Source organism: Aquabacter sp., assembly GCF_965279295.1.
Classification (GTDB): domain Bacteria; phylum Pseudomonadota; class Alphaproteobacteria; order Rhizobiales; family Xanthobacteraceae; genus Aquabacter.
Genome location: NZ_CBDIHQ010000017.1, coordinates 616,404 through 636,742 on the forward strand (window position 1 = coordinate 616,404; position 20,339 = coordinate 636,742).

At 66.4% G+C, this 20,339-nt stretch carries 8 protein-coding genes and 1 pseudogene; 6 read left to right on the plus strand and 3 right to left on the minus strand.

Annotated elements, in window-relative coordinates; translation table 11 throughout:
* Window positions 1–36 precede the first annotated feature (36 nt).
* The 3 genes and pseudogenes from ADADO0_RS17465 to ADADO0_RS17475 form a co-directional block, all read right to left on the minus strand.
* The gene (locus ADADO0_RS17465) at window positions 37–945 is read right to left on the minus strand and encodes a hypothetical protein (protein ID WP_511306462.1); all 909 of its coding nucleotides are present in this window, start codon (window positions 943–945) and stop codon (window positions 37–39) included.
* Window positions 935–2,410: an N-6 DNA methylase gene (locus ADADO0_RS17470; RefSeq protein WP_511306463.1), complete on the minus strand. Its 1,476-nt coding sequence runs from the start codon at window positions 2,408–2,410 to the stop codon at window positions 935–937. The genes ADADO0_RS17465 and ADADO0_RS17470 overlap by 11 nt, the downstream gene beginning before the upstream one ends.
* Before the next feature lie 430 nt (window positions 2,411–2,840).
* Window positions 2,841–3,497, minus strand: a pseudogene (locus ADADO0_RS17475) (alpha/beta hydrolase family protein); the annotation flags it as partial.
* Between the two features lie 277 nt (window positions 3,498–3,774).
* Between ADADO0_RS17475 and ADADO0_RS17480 the strand changes: the two are divergent.
* The 6 genes from ADADO0_RS17480 to ADADO0_RS17505 all read left to right on the plus strand — a co-directional run bounded on the left by ADADO0_RS17480 (window position 3,775) and on the right by ADADO0_RS17505 (window position 20,333).
* Window positions 3,775–4,578 (plus strand): transporter substrate-binding domain-containing protein, encoded by an 804-nt coding sequence (locus tag ADADO0_RS17480; RefSeq protein WP_511306464.1) that lies wholly within the window; start codon window positions 3,775–3,777, stop codon window positions 4,576–4,578.
* A 90-nt stretch (window positions 4,579–4,668) separates the two neighbouring features.
* Window positions 4,669–5,427, plus strand: coding sequence for an amino acid ABC transporter permease (locus ADADO0_RS17485; RefSeq protein WP_511306466.1), 759 nt, complete (start codon window positions 4,669–4,671; stop codon window positions 5,425–5,427).
* 245 nt (window positions 5,428–5,672) lie between these two features.
* The gene (locus tag ADADO0_RS17490) at window positions 5,673–6,425 is read left to right on the plus strand and encodes an amino acid ABC transporter permease (RefSeq protein ID WP_511306467.1); all 753 of its coding nucleotides are present in this window, start codon (window positions 5,673–5,675) and stop codon (window positions 6,423–6,425) included.
* 11 nt (window positions 6,426–6,436) lie between these two features.
* On the plus strand, window positions 6,437–7,216 hold the full coding sequence (locus tag ADADO0_RS17495; protein WP_511306468.1) for an amino acid ABC transporter ATP-binding protein: 780 nt from the start codon (window positions 6,437–6,439) through the stop codon (window positions 7,214–7,216).
* Between the two features lie 305 nt (window positions 7,217–7,521).
* Window positions 7,522–19,206 (plus strand): hypothetical protein, encoded by an 11,685-nt coding sequence (locus ADADO0_RS17500; protein WP_511306469.1) that lies wholly within the window; start codon window positions 7,522–7,524, stop codon window positions 19,204–19,206.
* Window positions 19,206–20,333 carry a TIGR03032 family protein gene (locus tag ADADO0_RS17505; protein WP_511306470.1) on the plus strand — a complete coding sequence of 376 codons (1,128 nt, stop codon included), beginning with the start codon at window positions 19,206–19,208 and terminating at the stop codon, window positions 20,331–20,333. The genes ADADO0_RS17500 and ADADO0_RS17505 overlap by 1 nt, the downstream gene beginning before the upstream one ends.
* Window positions 20,334–20,339: the final 6 nt, after the last annotated feature.

Genomic DNA, 20,339 nt, shown 5'->3' on the forward strand with positions numbered 1-20,339 from the left:
TAAATCGCTACTCGTTGTCTCCGGGCGAGTGTGTCTTCAGTCACCGCAACGGGGCGCATAATCTAAACCCGGCAACCGAAACGCAGATGATTTCGAATCCCATTCCAGTCGGCGCGTCACCCGTGACAAATCCGGTGCGCTCACCACAAAGCGTTCATCATAGCGCGCGTATAGCGTATCGAAAAATCCCCTGAGATTCAGAGGGCTCTCGAGGACAGGAAAGCTCTCGAGCAGAGAGTTTCGGTGGACGCCGTGCATCTCTACGAGACCGAAGCCAATTGCTTCGTAGCGGCTGACATCATTTCGGATGCCTCGGCGACCGACGAGTTCACGTAAAGCATTGTGGAAACGGATGATTCCGGCAACCGGTTCACCACCCACGGTCATAGCTATATCGTTCGCGGCGAGGGTGCGGGCACCCTCCGCAATATCGACATCGACCTTCGCGGCATCGTCAAGAGCGGTCTCGACTAAGCGGTTGGCGCGCAGGAGAACAAGATATCCAAGGACCAGAGCTGGATAGGTGATGTGCAGATTTGTGCATTCGCCGATCGTCTCTTCCATCCGATTGGTCAGATTTCGGAATGCGCCCGTTACGCCTTTGCACGAAACAGCGAGAACAGGGCCTATACCTTCTCGTGTCACGACGACGTCGACGTTCTTAGTCTTAAGTCCGCCAAGAATCGTGCGCTCGCCACCTTCCGCTAGAATTGGATCGTAGTGGAGGGTGGGAGCATGACCCGAGCGAACCACCTTGAATGGCGGTCGCGGTACAACATCATCTGGATCGAACCCACCTTCTATCACAAGGCGGCAAGCAACATACCAGTGCAATGGCTTAATATGACTGGCGCTTTGTGTCTTACCGGTAAACTCTGCGAACGCAGCGAGAGCATCTGTCTGGTTGGTCCACTGGCAGGTTTTCGCCTCGATTTTACTCGGCATAGTGCCTCCAACGCCGAAGCGTGCTGATTGCCTCTTCCAATGCTTCGTCATTCTTAGGAATCGTGATCGCTTCGCCTGGAAAGAGGATTTGGCTGGCTTCCCTCGGCTCCAGCTTTAGCATCCCACCTCCGAGTGCATGGCCTTCAAGTTCGCAACTTAGGCGCACGAACGGTGTCGCCCATTTCGGCAATTGTTTCCGTGCAGCGATAGCGTCACTGATTCTCACAGAATGAACACTGTTAGTGCAGGTAACGCCGGCTAGGTTTCGCACTATATTCGCCGAGCGTCCGGACATGTAGCTCAGGATGTAGTCTGGCACTTGAACATCCGGGACCACATACCATGGGGTTCGGTTACGGCACTTGTAACCCTCACTGGCCTCGCGACCGGCGCTGCTGTCTAAGTAACGGCGAACGCTCATAGGAAATTCTTGCCCGCGACATAGCCGAAGCAGCAGTACTTTGTCGTCGCTCCGTGCCCATCCCTCGATGGTCGCCTTCGTGATTTGTTGGTCGGGCATGGAGCGGCCGTTGCGAAGACTGGGATGGAGAAATTGCGAGGGAATTTTCAGTCGCAGCGCTTCCGAAGGGCGAAGATGAAAAAACTCATTGTTCCCACTAACATAGCCAATGCCAACGTTCGCGAAGTCGCTAAGCCTTTGGCTACCTGGATCCAGGGCAGCGGTGGAATAGATGTCGCGGATTTCCTTCGGCACCAAATAGGGACGCAGACGCCGCGACCAGAGCGTGCGCCATTCCTCAATATCAATGAGAACATTCGGCTTCGGCCGGCGCTTGCCAGGCTTGAATTCCTCGCACACGGTCATGCCGATTTGCGACGTTCTTCCACCGTAGCCGTTTGCATAGAGTAGCCAGCAATCTTCGGAAAGCGAAGGAAAAAGCTTCCGGCGCACAGCAATGACATGTACTTCAGAAAATGACCGAATGAGGTATTCAAGTAACGGCGCTGCATACGGTGCGTGGCCGATCTCTGCTGGAACGACAAAGGCCATTCGGCCACCGGGTGCAAGGAGTGTGGCGGTCGCTACTAGAAACGGGGCCCATGATGAGGCGAGACCAGAGAAATGCGCTCCGTGCTCCATACACAGTTCAAGGGCGCGCCGCCGGACCTCGCCCTTAAAGTTCTGGTAACGGATAAACGGTGGATTGCCGGCTGCGCATTCAAAGCGCTCATACGTTTGTCCGGCCCAGGCGAAGAAGTCCCCATTGTGAACTAGCGCCCAAGGAGCGGCTGAAACGGCGGCTTCAGCTGAAGCAGGATTCTGCTCGATGCCTACGCAGTTGGGGTGAACGGAAAGAAACTGTCCGTCGCCGCAAGATGGATCGAGGAGTCTGTCGGAATCTTGACGCAGAACCCACTTGACGAGGGTCTGCGCCACCTCAGGTGGTGTAAAATAGGCGCCTGATTTCTTCCGATCTAGGATTGGCGATTCAGTGTGGAGCATGTCTGCACCTTGGCCCCTTGACCCGATCGGATCAACGGGCCACAGCATTGACTTAAAATAAGAACATAAGATGAACAAGTTAAATTCACTGCTACAGCGCCGTGTGCTGCCCCTTGGGCACACTCGTGCAGGGGTGCCTTTGATAAAAAAGGCCGCTCCGCAATTCAGCTAAAAAATATTAAAGGATTATATTCCTTTTTCCTCCAACCTGTGCTAGCTTGCCTTCACCTTGCACCAAGGAGGGGCGCGTCCGGAGCGGCCTGATGTGTGGTGCGGGGGGCGGTTGTCCGACGGGAGCGGGATTAACGTCCCCGGGAACGTTAGCTAGAGGAGGCCCAAGGGCGAGGCGCATGGTGCCGGCAACTGGTTCGGCCGGCGTAATTGGGAGAACTGATCACCCACTCGGCGCACGCAGAAAGCCATAAATGACGCTTTCCAGCTTCTCCAGCATGGCCATCGCCACGAAGCCGCCCTGGGACCATCCGGCGAGGAACAGCTTGGGCGTTGAAATCTTGAGATCGGCGAGCGCGGCGCGCGACGCCATCAGCATGTCGTAGGTCGCCTGCTGGTGGCTCGCCTTGACCATGTAGCCTTCGGATGTCTGCGATCCGCCGAGGCCGAAATAATCCGCGCCGATCATCACATAGCCCTGGCCGGCGAACTGGGCGAGCATGAGCTGGGTCTCTGGGGACTGATCGGGGAAGGAGGGCACCTCCTGTTTCCCGTACACCGTGCCGTGCTGGTAGGAGACCATCGGAAAGCTCACCGCGCCGGTATCGGGAACGGCCAGCAGCCCGGTGGCGAGGGTCGGCATGTTGCCACGCTCGGGGATCACTGAGGGATAGGTGACGCGGTAGAGCCTGACGGCGTTGCGCGCCGGCGTGTAGCTGACCGGGATGCCGGAAAACGACGGGGTGTCCGTGGTCAGGATGCGGTTGAGTTTGTCGACATCCCACCGCGCCAGGAATTCATACTGCGCGCCGGCCCCGATCTTGACGGCACGGGCCTGATCCTGAGCCGCCGCGCCGTGGGGCAGGACCATCAGGGATAAGGCGCAGAGCGCGATGACGCGGTTCAGCAGTGTCATGATGTCTCCGAGATATCACCGCCCGGCGGTGCCGATTGCCGGCCCCGGCATAAGCGATCTCTGCACGAGGGATGTAAAGTGTCCTTGCCATCGCGCCGCCGCTCACGATGCCGACGCGTCGTCGGTCCGGCAAAACGTGTGCGCTGAAATCCCAGTTAACAATTTCCAAACTGGTCCCGCTCTTGCAAGATATGACGTTCGTCGTGGTGGCGCTCCTCAGCGCCTGCGCGCACACTGAACGCTCTCGCCGGGCCTCCGGCGCAGGAGGGATAAGCGAATGAAAAAGCTTCTCGTTGCCGCCGGCCTCGCGCTCGCGCTGGGCGCCGTGCCGGCCGCCGCCGATGTTCTCGCAAGCATCAAGCAGAAGGGCGTGCTCGTGGTGGGCGTGAAAGCCGACTACAAGCCGTTCGGCTTCCGCGATCCGTCCGGCGCGATTGTCGGCATCGAGCCCGATCTCGCGGCAGATGTCGCCAAAAGGTTGGGCGTGAAGCTCGAACTCGTGCCGGTGGTCTCGGCCAACCGCATCGAGTTCCTCCAGCAGGGCAAGATCGACCTGATGATCGCCACCATGTCGGACAAGCCGGAGCGCCGGAAGGTCACGTTGGCCATCGACCCGCCCTATTATTCGGACTCGGTCAACATCCTGCTCTCCAAGAAGGCGAAGCTGGCGAGCTGGGACGACCTGAAGGGCAAGGTGCTCTGCGGCACCTCGGGCGCCTGGTACAACAAGGACGTCTCCGCCAAATACGGCGCGGAAGTGAAGGCGTTCGACGGGTCGGAGAAGCCGCTGTTCGCGCTCAAGGGCGGCGAATGCATCGGCTATCTCTATGACCAGACCTTCGTGCAGGGCAAACTGCTCGATGCCGAATGGAACACCGAATACGCCATGCCGCTGCCCGGCATCATGGAAGCGCCGTGGATTCTCGCCGTCGCGCCCGGCGAAGATGCCTTCGCCAAGTTCATGACCGACACCACCAACGATTGGATGAAGACCGGCTTCATCGTCAATGAAGAGAAGAAGTGGGGCATCACCCCCACAGATTATGCCAAGCGCATGCATGAGAAGATGAAGGGCAGCTGATCGGCCCATTGCGGCGGGCCAAACGCTTGAGGCCAAGCGCCTCGAGCCAAGTGCCCGCCGCTCCTTCTGACCGCCGCTTTTCGAGTGCTCATGGATACCGTCGCCAAGTGGTTCCTCGAACTCTACGAGACCACCGGAATCAATCTCACCATCGTCTATGATTCCTATGACCGGCAGCGGTTTCTGTCGGGCCTGGGCATGACGGTCTATCTCTCGGTGGTCTGCATCCTCATCTCCATCGCCATCGGCGCGGTGGGGGCGTGGGCGCAGGGCTCGCCGCTGCGCGCGGTGCGCTGGCTCATCAACGGCTTCGTCGTGGTGTTCCGCAACACCCCGCCGCTGGTGCAGATCTTCTTCTTCTATTTCGGCCTCGGCCAGATGCTGCCCCGCATCGAAGGCGCGGACGGCATGCGCGTGCCGATCCTCACCAATGTACAATGGGCCATCATCTCGCTTTCGCTGTTTGCGGGGGCGTTCAACGTGGAGATTTTCCGCTCCGGCATCGAGGCGGTGCCGCGCACCACGACCGAGGCGGCGGAGGCGCTGGGCTACACCCGGTTCGGCGTCTATCGCCACGTCCTGCTGCCGCTGGCGCTGCGCATCTGCCTGCCGGCGCTGAACAACAATCTGGTCAATCTGCTGAAGACCACGACGCTCGCCTACGCCATCGCCGTGCCGGAGACGCTCTATGCCTCGAAGCAGATCTGGACCGACAGCCAGAACGTGCCGGTGATGATGATCGTGCTGCTTGTGGTCTACACCGTGTTCGTGGGCATCCTGGTGTTCATCATGCACCGCTGGGAAAAGACACTCGCCATTCCCGGCTATGGCCAGGGAAGCGCCAGATGAGAGGGGCGGCTGCATTGCACCCCCTCTCCCGCTTGCGGGGGAGGGATGGGGAGGGGGCGGGCGACGCCGGCGAGCGTCCGCAGCCTGTCGATCTGCACCATTTCCCCCTCCCTAGCCCTCCCCCGCAAGCGGGAGAGGGGACGGGTCTGAGGGAAGATGGCGCTTTCAAATCCTTCCCCGTCCTTCTCCCATTCCGCCCGCCCGCGCGGCGACCCATCCGATGGCCGCGCCTGCGGCTCACCCACATGGTGGGGCTCGTCGGCCTCATCCTGTTTGCCGGGGGTGCCGCCTATGCCCAGGCGAGCGGCGCGCGGCTTTCGGCGCTGGGGGTGATCTGGAAGTGGTTTCCCCTGCTCATGGAGGGGTTCGCCTTCAACATCGCCATCTCGGTGTTCTCCATGACGCTGGGCACGGCGGCGGGGGTGGGCCTCGGATTGCTGGCCATCAGCGAGAACCGGCCGGTGCGCGCGTTTGCCTGGAGCTTCACGCAATTCTTCCGCAACGCGCCTTGGCTGGTGCTGCTGTTCTTCGCCATGTTCATGATCCCGTTCAAGTTCACCCTGTTCGGCCACACCTATCCCCTGCCGGATTGGATCAAGGCGGTGGTCGGCTTCGCCCTGCCGGTCATGGCGAACGTGTCGGAGATCGTGCGCGGGGCCGTGGGCTCGTTGCCGAACGGGCAGTGGGAAGCGGCGGAATCGCTCGCCTTCTCGCGCCGCCAGACGCTCTGGATGATCATTCTGCCGCAATGCGTGAAGCGCATGCTGCCGCCCTGGATGAACCTCTACTCCCTCGTCACCATGGCGACCGTCCAGGCCTCGATCGTCGGCGTCACGGAGATGCTGACCCTCACCGCCCAGGTGCATGCGGCCGAGGGCGGGCGGCCGGATCTGCTGGCGCCGCTCTACGGCTTCGCCATGCTGTGCTTCTTTCTCTATTGCTACCCCATCGAGCGCTTCACCCTCTATCTTGAGCGGCGCTTTCAGACGAACCAGTGATCCCCGGAGACATGGCCTTGGCTTCCCCTCGACCGCCTAAGGACTTCGGATGGACACCGGACCAGCCGCTGGTCCGCATCGTCGACGTGCGCAAATCATTCGGCCAGTTGGAGGTGCTCAAGGGCGTCTCCCTGGATGTCGCCAAGGGGGAGGCGATCTGCATCATCGGGCCGTCCGGCTCGGGGAAGTCCACGCTGATCCGCTGCATCAATGCTCTGGTGCCGATCGATTCCGGCACAATCCGCGTCGAGGGGCAGGAGGTGAACGACCCGAGGCTCGACAAGCTGGCCCTGCGCCGCAAGGTCGGCATGGTGTTCCAGCAATATAATCTGTTCCCCCACCGCACCGCGCTCCAGAACGTGATGATGGCACCGATCCAGGTGCTGAAGCAGGACAAGCACGAGGTGGAGGCCCGCGCCCGCGCCTTGATGGCGAAGGTTCGCCTCGCGGGCAAGGAAAATGCCTATCCCGGCGAACTCTCCGGCGGCCAGCAGCAGCGCGTCGCCATCGCCCGCGCGCTCGCCATGCGCCCCGACGTGATGCTGTTCGACGAAGTGACGGCCGCGCTCGATCCGGAGACGGTGAAGGAGGTGCTGCTCACTATCCGGGAACTGGCGGAAGAGGGGATGACCTGCATTCTCGTCACCCATGAGATGGGTTTTGCCCGCGAAGTGGCCGATCACATTTATTTCACCGATGCCGGGATGATCGTTGAACATGGTCCACCGGCGACGTTCTTTGCTGATCCCCGCGATGCGCGCACGCGTGCGTTCCTGGGTCAGATTCTGTAATTTTTATGTAGTTTTGCGACTAATAGAATAAATTTTCATTCATATTTTATATCTATACGCTGATAAATTATTTTTATTTTTCCTTATATTTTATTGAATGCGCATAAATAAAATAAAAACTTAGTATTTTAAATGTATAGAGCGCATTCAGCGCATTTTTCAAAAAAAATACTATTGACATATTTTGTGATATTTCATTTTTCGCTCCAAAGCTGTGGAGCGGCCCTAAACCTCGTGGTATCGAAGTAGCCTGCTGTGCGGGGAAGCGCGGCAGGATACGTCTTGTGTATACGGCGGGGGCGTCGATGGCTCGGGGTGGGACACAATCTGGCAGGTCTGCCGGAAGCGTTTATGGCGCGTCCACGGCGCGGCTGCGCCTGTCGACGGCCCTGTCCACCACGCTCTGCGGGATCACGGCGCTGGCCGGCGCCGGAGCAGCTTTGCCTGCCAAAGCGCAGGCGCAGAGCACCGTTCCGCTGATCTATAGCCGCGCTGGCGTATCGGGCGGCGGCGGCGGCAGCGAGAACTACTATTTCTCCTCGGCGAGCGGCAGCTCCGGCGGCGATGGTCAGGGGCTCGGCAGGCTGCCATTCACTGTCACGGGCTCGTCCGGCACCGCGCCCTGGACCATATTCATCAACACCTGGGGCGGTTCCGGCGGCAATGGCGGCTACGGCTCCACGGGGTCCGGCTCTTACGGGAACGGCGGGACGGGCGGCGCGGGCAGCTGGGGCGGGTACACCGTCGTCACCGCCACCAGCATCTCCGGCAGCAACATCAGCAATGCCGTCACCGTCCAGTCGTTCGGCGGGAACGCCGGGGCGGGCGGCTATGGCCACAGCTATACGGATACCGGAAACGGCGGGACCGGCGGCACCGGCGGGGGTGCCGGGGCGGTGAACATCACGATCACGAACTCCACGCTGAGTTCGCCCGAACAGGGCATCAGTCTGCTCAGCGCCGGTGGCAGCGGCGGCACAGGCGGGTGGGCGACCTCCTCGTTCGGTAATGCCAACGGCGGCGCTGGCGGCACGGGCGGTCTCGGCAACTGGGTCAGCCTCACCCTGACCGGGTCTACGGTGACGGGCGGCAGCGGCGGCCAGAATGCCGCCATCTTCATGCAATCGGCGGGCACGGCCGGAGGCAACGGAGCATCTGCGCAAAGCTCCACCGCCGGTAGCCAGGGCGGCGCCGGCGGCATGGGCGGAATTTCCAGCGCCTTCTCGAACACCTTCGGGTCCATTAGCGGATCCACGGTCACGGGAGCGGGCAACGGCATCATCGCCATGACCACCGCCGGTGCGGGCGGTTTTGGCGGCTATGCCAGCAGCGGCACCACGACGGCCCGCGGCGGCACCGGCGGCACGGGTGGCCAAGCCTATTATGCCGGCCTCAGCATCTCGAACGACAGCACCATTACCGCCAATGGCGGCACGGCGATCATCATCTCCGCCATCGGCGGCCTGTCGCAAACCGCCGGATCGGCCAACAGCTCCAGCGGCGCCGCATATGGCGGCACGGGCGGCACGGGCGGCGCGGGTGGGACCGCGAAGCTCACTCTCTCGTATTCCACCGCGACGGGGAGCAGCGGCGGCGCGGTGATCAGCTCCGCGGGTGGTGCCGGCGGCGGCGGCGGTTACGGCAATTCCGGCACGACCAGCGGCAACGGGGGCACCGGCGGCACGGGCGGCATCGGCGGCGGCGCCTATGGGGTTCTCACCGGCGCCACCCTCAATGGCGGCAGTGGTATAGGCCTGTCGGTCGGCTCCACGGGCGGTGCAGGCGGCACCGGCGGCGGCGGGCATTCCGACTTTTCAAGCTCCGACGGCGGCGTGGGCGGCGTGGGCGGCGCGGGCGGCACGGTCAATGTGAGCGTCTCCAGCAAGACGATCGGCCCCGGCAGCATCAGCGCCACGGGCACCGGCATTCTCGCCGCGTCGCTTGGCGGGAACGGTGGGGTCGGCGGCGAAGGGGATTCCACCGTCGCCAACGCCACCGGCGGCAACGGCGGCGCGGGTGGTGGCGCGGGCAGCGTTTCGGTCTTCATCTCCGGCGCCCAGATCCAGACGGGGGGCAGTGCACTGGTGGCCCAGGCCAACGGCGGCACCGGCGGCCTGGGCGGTTACGGCTATGGCGGCACCTCCAATTCCTGGGGCGGAACCGGCGGCACGGGCGGCAGCGGCGGCGCCGTGTCCGTCACCATCACCAGTGGCGCCGTGCTGACCAGCAGCGCCGCAAATGCTCCTGCGGTGGCGCTCTACGCCAATGGCGGCGCCGGTGGCACGGGCGGCTCGGCGCGGTCCGACTGGACCGCCTACGGCGCCGACGGCGGCACGGGTGGTACCGGCGGCACGGCCGCGCTGACGGTCGCGTCCGGCGTGAGTATTTCGACCACAGGCGACAGCTCCGCAGCCATTCTCGTCGCCGCGAACGGCGGAGCAGGCGGCGCGGGCGCGGGCTCGGACGATTCTCTCAACGAGCAGGGCGGCAACGGCGGCGTCGGCGGCAGAGCGTCGGGCGGCAAGGTGGTCAACGTGATCATCCAGGCCGGCGCATTGGTCAGCACCACAGGCTATGCGTCCAACGGCCTCATCGCCCAGAGCCTGGGCGGCTCGGGCGCCAACGGCGCCAGCGTGGGCGGCTTCTTCTCTGGCGATGGCGGCCAGGGCAGCGCGGGCGGCTCCTCCGGTTATGTCTACGCCAGCAACGGCGGCAGCATCACCACGTCCGGCAACGGCTCGGTCGCCATCGTCATCCAGTCCGTCGCCGGCGGCGGCGGCAATGGCGGCAGCTCGAGTTCCGTCTTCTCCTCCATGGGCGGCAACGGTGCGGCGAGCGGCGACGCGGGCGGCGCCACCGGCATCAACGCGGCCGGCGGCAGCGTCAAGACCTCAGGCAATTATGCCCACGGCATGCTGGTCCAGTCGGTCGGCGGCGGCGGCGGCAGCCTGATCGGCGGCGCAGGCTCCTCCATCGCGGTGGGCGGAACCGCCTCGGGTGGCGGCACCGGCTTCGGCGCAGAGGCGCTCGCCAAGAATTACGGCAGCATCGCCACATCAGGCAGTTTCTCCGACGGCATGCTTGTGCAGTCGATCGGCGGCGGCGGCGGCAATGGCGGCGGCGCGGGCGGCTGGGCATCGCTGGGCGGGCAAGGCGCCTCCGGCGGCAATTCCGATACCACACGGGTTTACAACAACGGCGGCACCATCACGACCCAGGGCTATGGCTCATTCGCCATCGTCGCACAGTCCATCGGCGGCGGCGGCGGTCGCGGCGGCGGAGCGACCAGTGTCGGCGTTGGAGTCGCGGCGGCCATTGGCGGCGGCGGTGGTGGCGGCGGCAATGGCGGCTACGTCTATGTGAAGAATGCAGGCGCCAGCGCCACCAGCATCACCCTTTCGACCGTGGGCGACAGTTCCGCAGCCATCATGGCCCAGTCGATCGGCGGCGGCGGTGGCGCGGGAGGCGGCGCGAAGGCCAGCGAGATCGGCTTCGTGGCTCTCGCCATCGGCGGCACCGGCGGCAATGGCGGTGATGCCAACGCGGTGGTGGTGCTGAACCAGGCAGGAATCGTCACCAGCGGCGACCGTTCGTCTGGCATCATCGCGCAATCGATCGGCGGCGGCGGCGGGTCGGGCGGCAGTGCAATCGCGCAAAGCGCGGGGCTTTATTTCACCGCGGCAGTGGCACTCGGCGCCAGCGGCGGGGGCGGCGGCACCGGCGCCCAGGTGAACGTCGTCAACGAGGGCCTCATCAGCACCTCCGGCATGGATTCCTTTGGCGTTCTCGCCCAGTCCATCGGCGGCGGCGGCGGCAATGGTGGGTCCTCATCCGCCAAGAGCGCTGCAGTGTCGCTCGAGGCACCTGCGGTCTCAATTTCGGCCAGCCTCGGCGGCAGCGGCGGCGAAGGCGATGTCGCAGGAAACGCCCTTGTCACCAATTCCGGCACCATCGCGACCGCCGGCTCGGGTTCGGTGGCGATCCTCGCGCAATCCATCGGCGGCGGCGGCGGCAATGGCGGTGATTCCAGCGCCTTGGCGATCGCGGCCTCTCCCGAAGGCGCGCTCACGGCATCCGTCGCGCTCGGCGGCTCGGGCGGCAGCGGCGCGAGCGCTGGCGCCGTCACGGTCAACAATTTCGGTGTCCTGCTAACCGCCGGTGATTTCGCTGACGGCGTCCAGGCCCAGTCCATCGGCGGCGGCGGCGGCAATGGCGGCGTCGGCACCACCTCGTCCGACGCCCTGAGCATGCCGGGCGAAATGACCATCTCGCTGTCGCTCGGCGGCGGTGGCTCGGGAGGCACGGCTGGCAATGGCGCGGGCGTGACCGTCAGCAATACGGGCACCATCTCCACGCAGGGCGCGAGTTCGCGCGGCATCTTCGCCCAGTCGGTCGGTGGCGGCGGCGGCAGTGCCGGAGGCGGCACGGCCAATTCCAATGGCGGCAAGGTCGCCCTCAGCGTGTCCCTCGGCGGCTCGGGCGGCGGCGGTGGCAGTGGCGGCGCGGTGACGATCAACAACACCGGCATCATCACCACCACCGGCGATGACGCGGACGCGATCTTCGCCCAGTCGGTGGGCGGCGGCGGCGGCGTGGGCGGCAGTGCCAGCAGCACCTCGAAGACCGGCAATTCCAGCCTCGCGGGGGCGCTCAGCCAAAGCTCCGGCTCCAGCTTCGGGCTCTCCGCAGCCCTGGGCGGCTCCGGCGGCGGCGGTGGCGATGGTGGCAGTGTGACCGTCACATCAGGCACCTCCAGCCAGGGCGCGACGATCACCACCTCAGGCGACCATGCGGTCGCGATCTTCGCCCATTCGGTGGGCGGCGGCGGCGGCAAGGGCGGCGCGGCGGCAGGCGCGGAGAGCGGCGGCAGCGTCGGTCTCGCCTTCGCGCTCGGCGCCACGGGCGGCGTCGGCGGCGCGGGCGGCAATGTCATCGTGTCGAGCTATGGCGCGGTCAGCACGGCCGGAACGGATTCCGGGGCGATCATCGCCCAGTCCGTGGGCGGCGGCGGCGGCAGCGCGGGCAACACCAATTCCACCACCACGTCCAAGATCAGCCTGGGCGGGGCCATCGGCGAGAATGGCGCGGCGGGCGGCAACGGCGGCACGGTGAGCGTGACCACCGGCGGCAGCATCGTCACGCTTGGCGATCTCGCCGACGGCATCCTCGCCCAATCGGTAGGTGGCGGCGGCGGCATCGGCAGCTCGGCCGGGTCGGACGATCACGCCGCGGGCGCCAGCAAGTCGGTTGCGCTGTCCGTCAGCCTCGGCGGTTCAGGCGGCGTCGGCGGCGTCGGCAGCACTGTCACCATCAAGAATGGCGCCAGCATCGCCACCTCCGGCGACCATGCCGACGGCATCCTCGCCCAGTCCATCGGCGGCGGCGGCGGCAAGGGCGGCAACGTCTCCTCCAAGGGGGCGGGCGGCGCCTACAACATCAGCGCCTCGCTTGGCGGCTCCGGCGGCGAGGGGACGTCTGGCGGTAATGTCCAAGTCACCAACAACGGGCTGATCCGGCTCACCGGCGACCAGTCCATCGGCATTCTCGCCCAGTCGGTGGGCGGCGGCGGCGGCACGGCGGGCGGCTCGGCCAACACCGCCAGCGGTGGCAAGGTGAGCGTGAGCTTCGGCCTATCCGGTTCCGGGGGAAGCGGCGCTTACGGCGGCAATGTCCAGGTCTTCAATTCCGGCAGCATCTACACCGGCGGCCAGGGCGGCATTGCCATCCTGGCGCAGTCCATCGGCGGCGGCGGCGGCAATTCCGGCAGCGCCTCGGATTCCGCCTCAAGCAAAATCGCGGTGGGTGCCACCCTCTCCGGCAGCGGCGGCGGCGGTGGGAATGGCGGCGGCGTGCAGGTCAAGGTGACCAGCGCCGGCGCCATCACGACCCATATCGTCACCACCGGCGGTCATGCCGACGCGATCCTCGCCCAGTCCGTGGGCGGCGGCGGCGGCAATGCGTCGTCTGCCTCCAGCAAGGTGGCCGGCGCCGGCAACCAAGGCGCGGGCGTCGCCCTCAGCATGGGCGGCGGTGGCGGTGGCGGCGGCAATGGCGGCTATGTCACGGTGAACAATGGCGACGGCAGCGCGACGTCCGCCACCCTCTACACCACCGGCATTATGTCGAGCGGCATCGTCGCCCAGTCCATCGGCGGCGGCGGCGGGCGCGGCGGCGCGTCCTCCAGCTCCACCGACGGCTCGGGCGTCGCGGCTGTGTCTGCGGCGCTGGGCGGCTCGGGCGGCTACGGCGGCTCGGGCGGTGTCGTCCAGGTCACGAATTACGGGGCGATCAAGGTTCTGGGGAACAGCTCCTCCGGCATCCTGGTGCAGTCCATCGGCGGCGGCGGCGGCAACGCCAGCGTCGCGAGCACCACGGCGGCCGACGCGAAGGCCGACGCCAACGTCTCGGCCACGCTCGGCGGCACCGGCGGCAATGGTGGCTTCGGCGGTCACGTCACAATCTTGAACGCGGGCACCGTCGTCACCGAGGGAGCCTCGGGCATCGGCATTCTCATCCAGTCCATCGGCGGCGGCGGCGGCAATGCGGCGGCAAGTCAGGAGACGGCGGCGGGCGGCAAGGTTGCCGTTTCGCTAGGTCTCGGCGGCTCCGGCGGCAGCGGTGGCGACGGCGGCGAGGTTTCCGTGCAGTCGAGCGGCAGCGTCGGCACATCCGGCGCTCATGCCGTCGGCATCCTGGCACAGTCGATCGGCGGCGGCGGCGGCAACGGCGGTAGTTCCAACAACGCAGCCACCAGCAAGATCGCGCTCGGCGGTTCCATCGGCGGCGGCGGTGGTGTCGGCGGCAATGGCGGCGATGTCCAGGTGATGCTCGGCGGCATCACGGGATCGGCCATCGTCACCTCGGGCCTCGGCGCGGATGCGGTGCTGGCGCAGTCGATCGCCGGCGGTGGCGGCAATGCCTCGTCCGGCAGCGGCAAGGCGGACGGCGCGGGCGGCCAGGGCGGCAGCTTGGATGTCACCTTGGGCGGCAGCGGCGGGCAGGGCGGCGTCGGCGGCAGCGTCACCATCACCAATGGTGCTTCGCTTGCTTTGTCGGCCAGCATCCAGACCAGCGGCGACCACGCCAATGGTCTCGTCGCGCAGTCCATCGGCGGCGGCGGCGGTCGCGGCGGCGCGTCTTCATCCACATCAGGCGGCTCAGGCGCAGTCTCGCTGAGCGCGTCGCTGGGCGGGGCAGGGGGCACCGGCTCCCAGGGCGGCGCGGTGACGATCGTCAATAACGGCGCGATCCACACCGCCGGCGCCCATTCCGATGCCATCGTGGCGCAATCCATCGGCGGCAGCGGCGGCAATGCGGTGCTGGCGATGAGCCACAGCGCAGACGCCAAGGCGGATGCGGACGTTTCCGCTTCGCTCGGCGGCAGCGGCGGTGCGGGCTCGCAGGGCGGGCAGGTCAATGTGACCAACCTCGCGACCCTCGTGACCAAGGGCGCGTTCGGTATGGGCATCGTCGCCCAATCCATTGGCGGCGGCGGTGGTAACGCGGGCGCCACCAGCGATGTGGGCGACGGCGGCAAGGTGGCAGTGACCTTCGGCCTCGGCGGCAGTGGTGGGACCGGCTCGTCGGGCGGCGCCGTGCAGGTCAACAATAGCGGCTCGGTGTACACCTCCGGCCACGCCGCGACGGCGATCCTCGCGCAGTCGATCGGCGGCGGCGGCGGAAATGCCGGCAGTTCGCAAAACGCCAGCACCAGCAAGATTGCGCTCGGCGCGGACCTCGGCGGCAGCGGCGGCCAGGGCGGTGTCGGCGGCACGGTCCAGGTCACACTCAGCCAGTCCGGCAAGATCGTGACCCTCGGCGATGCGGCGGATGCGGTTCTCGCCCAATCCATCGGCGGCGGCGGCGGCAATGCCGGTTCGGGCAGCGGCAAGGCCGATGGTGCGGGCGGCAACGGGCTCAGCCTGGACCTCGCTCTGGGTGGCTCGGGCGGCACCGGAGCCGACGGCGGCAGCGTGACGGTCAGCCTGCTGGCCGGCGGTCCCGCCATCTCCACCTCAGGCAACGGCTCCAACGGCATCGTCGCTCAATCCATCGGCGGCGGCGGCGGCAAGGGCGGCGCTGCATCCTCGACCACCGGCGGCAGCGGGGCGGCGGCATTGTCGGCCAGCCTCGGCGGCAGTGGCGGGACGGGCGGCGTCGGCGGCGAAGTCTTAGTCACCAACGCCAGCACCATCATCACCAGCGGCGACCATTCAGACGGCATTCTCGCCCAGTCGGTGGGCGGCGGCGGTGGCAGCACGGTCATGTCGTCCAGCATCGCCAAGGACCAGAAAAGCGACGTCAACATTGCCGTCACCCTGGGCGGGTCCGGCGGCAGCGGCGCCTATGGTGGCAATGTGGGCGTGGAAAACTCCGGCACCATCGTCACCCATGGCGCGCTCAGCATCGGCATTCTCGCCCAGTCCATCGGCGGCGGCGGCGGCAATGCGGCGGCCGGCAGCGAGACCGGCGCGGGCGGCAAGGCATCCGTGGCGTTCGGACTCGGTGGCGACGGCGGCACGGGCGGTGATGCCGGCCAGGCCAGCGTCGACAACACCGGCTCCGTGGCCACCACCGGCTCGGGCGCCACCGCGATCCTGGTGCAGGCCATCGGCGGCGGCGGCGGCACGGCGGGGGGCAGCAACAATGCGGCCACCAGCAACATATCAATCGGTGGCGCCGTGGGCGGCGGCGGCGGGGCCGGCGGCGCGGGCGGCCTTGCGGCGTTCAACGCCTCCGGCACAGGCACCATCACCACGGCCGGCAATCGCGCGGACGCGATCCTGGTCCAGTCCATCGGCGGATCGGGCGGCCTCGGCGCCACCGGCAACGACAAGGCGGACGGCGCCTCCGGCAGCGATGTGAGCCTCGGGGTCAGCGTCGGTGGCGGCGGCGGCGCGGGAGGATCGGCAGGCGCGGTACAGGTCAATGTGGGCACGTCGAGCACGGCCGGCACCCTCATCGGCACCACCGGCAGTGAAGCCGCCGGCATCGTCGCCCAGGCGATTGGCGGCGGCGGCGGCAAGGGCGGCGCGGCCTCCTCGGCCTCCGCCGGTAGCTCCAAGGTCGCCCTGACCGCGTCGGTGGGCGGAACCGGCGGGGCAGGCGGCGATGGCGGTGAGGTCAACGTCACCATCAACACCACCATCTCCACGTCAGGCGCGGGCTCGGACGGTGTGCTGCTGCAATCCATCGGCGGCGGCGGCGGCAACGCGGTGCTCGCCAACAGCATAGGCAAGACCGACAACAGCGATGTCACGCTCTCCGTGGCACTCGGCGGGTCCGGCGGCACGGCAGGCTCCGGCGGCATCGTGAACTTCACCCAATGGGGCATCATCGCCACCGGCGGCGAGGGCGCGAACGGCGTTGTGGCGCAGTCCATCGGCGGCGGCGGCGGCCGGGCGTCCAGCGTCACGGCGAATTCCGGCACCGGCGGCACCGTCACCGGCGCGCTGGCGATCGGCGGGTCCGGCGGCTCCGGGAATACCGGCGGCGCGGTCAATGTCACCATCAACGGCACCATCGCCACCAGCGGCGCGAACGCGGACGGCCTGCTTGCGCAATCCATCGGCGGCGGCGGCGGCAATGTGCTCGCCACCTCGGCGGCGTCGGAAAGCTCGGCCTCGCTCGCCCTCGCGCTTGGCGGCACCGGCGGCTCCGGCAACAACGGGGGCACCGTGAGCGCCACCGTCGCGACCGGCGCGCTGCTCGCCACCTCGGGCAAGAATGCCCACGGTGTGCTGCTGCAATCCATCGGCGGCGGTGGCGGCGTGGTCGGAACCGCCACATCAACCGCGCTTGTGGGCGTCACCTTCGCCGGCGCCGGCGGGAGTGCCAGCTCCGGCGGCACCGTAAACTTCACCCTCGACGGCACGATCCAGACCCTCGGCGCCGGCGCCAGCGGCATCTTTACCCAGTCGATCGGCGGCGGCGGCGGTATCGGCGGGGATACCTCCGGAACCTTGTTCGGTTCCACCAGCACCTCGGTCGGCACCAATGGCGGCAATGGCGATGGCGGCGACATCAACGTCACCGTCAATGGTACCGTCGCCACGCACGGCGCCAACGCGGCGGCGGTCAACCTCCAGTCCATCGGCGGCGGCGGCGGCACGGTTCAGTCCGGCGCTGGCGCGGTGGTCGGCACGGCAGGGGGCGTCGGATCGTCCGGCGACATCGCGCTCACCGTCGGCGGCACGGTCTCCGCCAGCGGCGAAAATGCACCCGGCATCTATGCCATCAGCACCGGATCGGTCGATCTCGGCGCCATCGAGATCAATCTTCTCGGCGGCGCGAGCGTGACCGGCGGCAAGGGCAGCACGGCGGGCATCGTGCTGGCCGGCGGCAGCGGCAATTCCATCTCGCTGGCCGCAGGCGCGAGCCTCCAGGCCCTGAGCGGCAACGCCATCTCGGTGACAGACGGCAACGTGGCGGTCTCCAATGCCGGCACGATTTCCGGCAATGTGAACCTCGGCATCGGCGCCAATGCCTTCGACAATCTCGCGGGCGGCATGTTCAACTCCGGCGCAAGCGTCGGCCTCGGCGGCGGTGTGTTCACAAACAGCGGCACCATTGCTCCGGCCGGTGTCGGCAAGATCGGAACCACCACCATCGCCGGCTCGCTCAATTCCACCGGCACCCTCTCGATGGATTTGAACGCGGCGACCAAGACGTCCGATCTCATCATCGCCACGGGTGCCGCGACGATCTCGGGTCTCGTCTACGGCAACGGGCTCAACTTCGCACCCAACACCAGCTTCACCGTGGTGTCGGCACCGACGCTGGCGTTCACCGGCCAGACGGCGAGCAATTCACTCGCCTTCCAATGGGCGCCGACGCTGGGAACCTCGGGCGGGAACACCACGCTCGTGCTGTCGCCGGTGGCGAACTTCGCGCCTTCAAGCGTCAATCTCTCCAGCAACAACAGCGCCGCCGCGCAGCATCTCCAGGCGGCCTGGGCGGCAGGCGGATCGGGCGCCACGAACAACGTGTTCAACTCCGTGGCCGGTGCCTCGACCTCTGCGCAATATCAGGCGGCGCTCACCGATCTCTCGCCCGAACTGCTCTCGGCCTCGGCGACGACGCGCGTCGCAGAAGGGCGCGCGGTGATGAACCGCACCATGAGCTGCCCGGTGTTCGCCGACGGCACCACTCTGCTTCAGGAAGACCAGTGCGCCTGGGCCCGGGTGATCTTCGGCCGGACCACCCAGACCAGCACGACCCAGAACCAGGGCTTCTCCACCGATACCGTGACCGCCCAGACCGGCGTTCAGGTGGAGGTGGCGCCGAACTGGTTCACCGCCCTTTCGGCCGCCTATCAGCAAGCCTGGACCACGGGCGCCGGCAACAGCAGCTGGACCAATGGCACGGGCTTCGACGTCACCGCCGCCCTGAAGCATCAGGTCGGACCCTGGCTGTTCGCAGCGGCCGTCGACTTCGGTTGGATGAATTCCGACAGCACGCGCGCGGTCTCGTTCATGGGGGCCTCGCCGGCAAGCTCATCCGACACCTACAGCCTGACCGGGCGCCTGCGGGTCGCCTACGACATCACCTTCAAGGACTTCTACTTACGGCCGTATGTGGACTTCGACGTCTCCTACCTGAACGTTCCGGCCTACACGGAGAGCGGCAACAGCGGCTCGGAACTCGCGATCAAGGGCGCCGATCAGACCACCTTCATCATCAGCCCGGCGATCGAACTCGGCGGCCGCTACGACCTGGCTGATGGCACCGTGCTGCGGCCCTATGCGACCATCGGCGCCTCCTTCATGTCCAACGACAGTTGGGTGACGACCGCCAGCCTGATCGGCGCGCCGGTCGGCACCGGCACGTTCGACACCGTCAGCTATATGCCGAGCTTCCTGGGCAATCTGGATCTCGGCATGCAGGTGCGGTTCGTGAACAACTGGGAAATCAAGCTCGACTACAACCTCAGCTTGGGCGACGATTACACCTCCCAGGCCGGCATGGCTCGAATTGCGTATCACTTCTGATGAGTGTTCTCGAAAGCCCTGAAGTCGCCCCCCCTGAGGTCGCGCCGACCGAGGTGCCGCCCGCCGCCGGAACCACCGATCTGAGCTGCTCGCGCGGCTTCGGGCGGTGGCTTGAGCAGCACCAATTGAGCATCGCCTTTTCGTCGTATCAGACCGGGCAGATGTTCCTGGTGGGGCGTTTTCCCAACGGCTCGGTCTCATTCCACCAGCGCGATTTCGAGCGCGCCATGGGCCTGTGGTACGAGCCGGGACGGCTGTTCCTTGCCTCCATGGTGCAAGTCTGGCGCCTGGAAAACGTGCTCGGACCGCAAGAGCGCGCGAACGAGCATTTCGACCAATTGTTCGTGCCGCGCGCGGCACGCATCACCGGCGACATCGATGCTCATGAGATGGTGGTGGAGGCGAGCGGGCGAGTGGTGTTCGTGAACACCAAATTCTCCTGCCTCGCCACCTTCAGCCTCTCGCACTCCTTCCAGCCGCTCTGGAAGCCGAAATTCATCTCCAAGCTGGCCGGCGAAGACCGCTGCCATCTCAATGGCGTGTGCCTGGAAAACGGCAAGGTCGCTTATGTCACGGCGGTGAGCCGCACCGACGTGGTGGACGGCTGGCGCGAAGGCAAGGTCGGCGGCGGCGTGGTGATCCGGGTGGAAGACGATGCTGTGGTGGCGGATGGCTTCTCCATGCCCCATTCACCGCGCGTCTATAACGGCGCGCTCTGGATGCTGGATTCCGGGCGCGGCTATCTGGTGCGGATCGACCCCGCCACCGGCGCCAAGCAGGACGTGGCCTTCTGCCCCGGCTTCATGCGCGGACTGGCATTCCACAACGGGCACGCTATCGTCACCCTCTCGCTGCCGCGCCACCTGAACTTCAAAGGCCTGCCGCTGGACGAGGAGATCGCCAAGCGGGGTGGCCAGCCCTGGTGCGGGATACAAATCATCAATCTCGCCAGCGGCGACATCGTCGAGTGGATCCGCCTGGACGGCACGATCCGCGAACTGTTCGACGTGACCGTCATGCCGGGGGTCGCCTGCCCCATGGCTGCGCCGCTCCAGGGGCCGGACCTCGCCAATCTCATCACCCTTGAGGCCCCGGTTCGCCCGATGGACGAAGCCGGGTGGGTTTGAAGAACG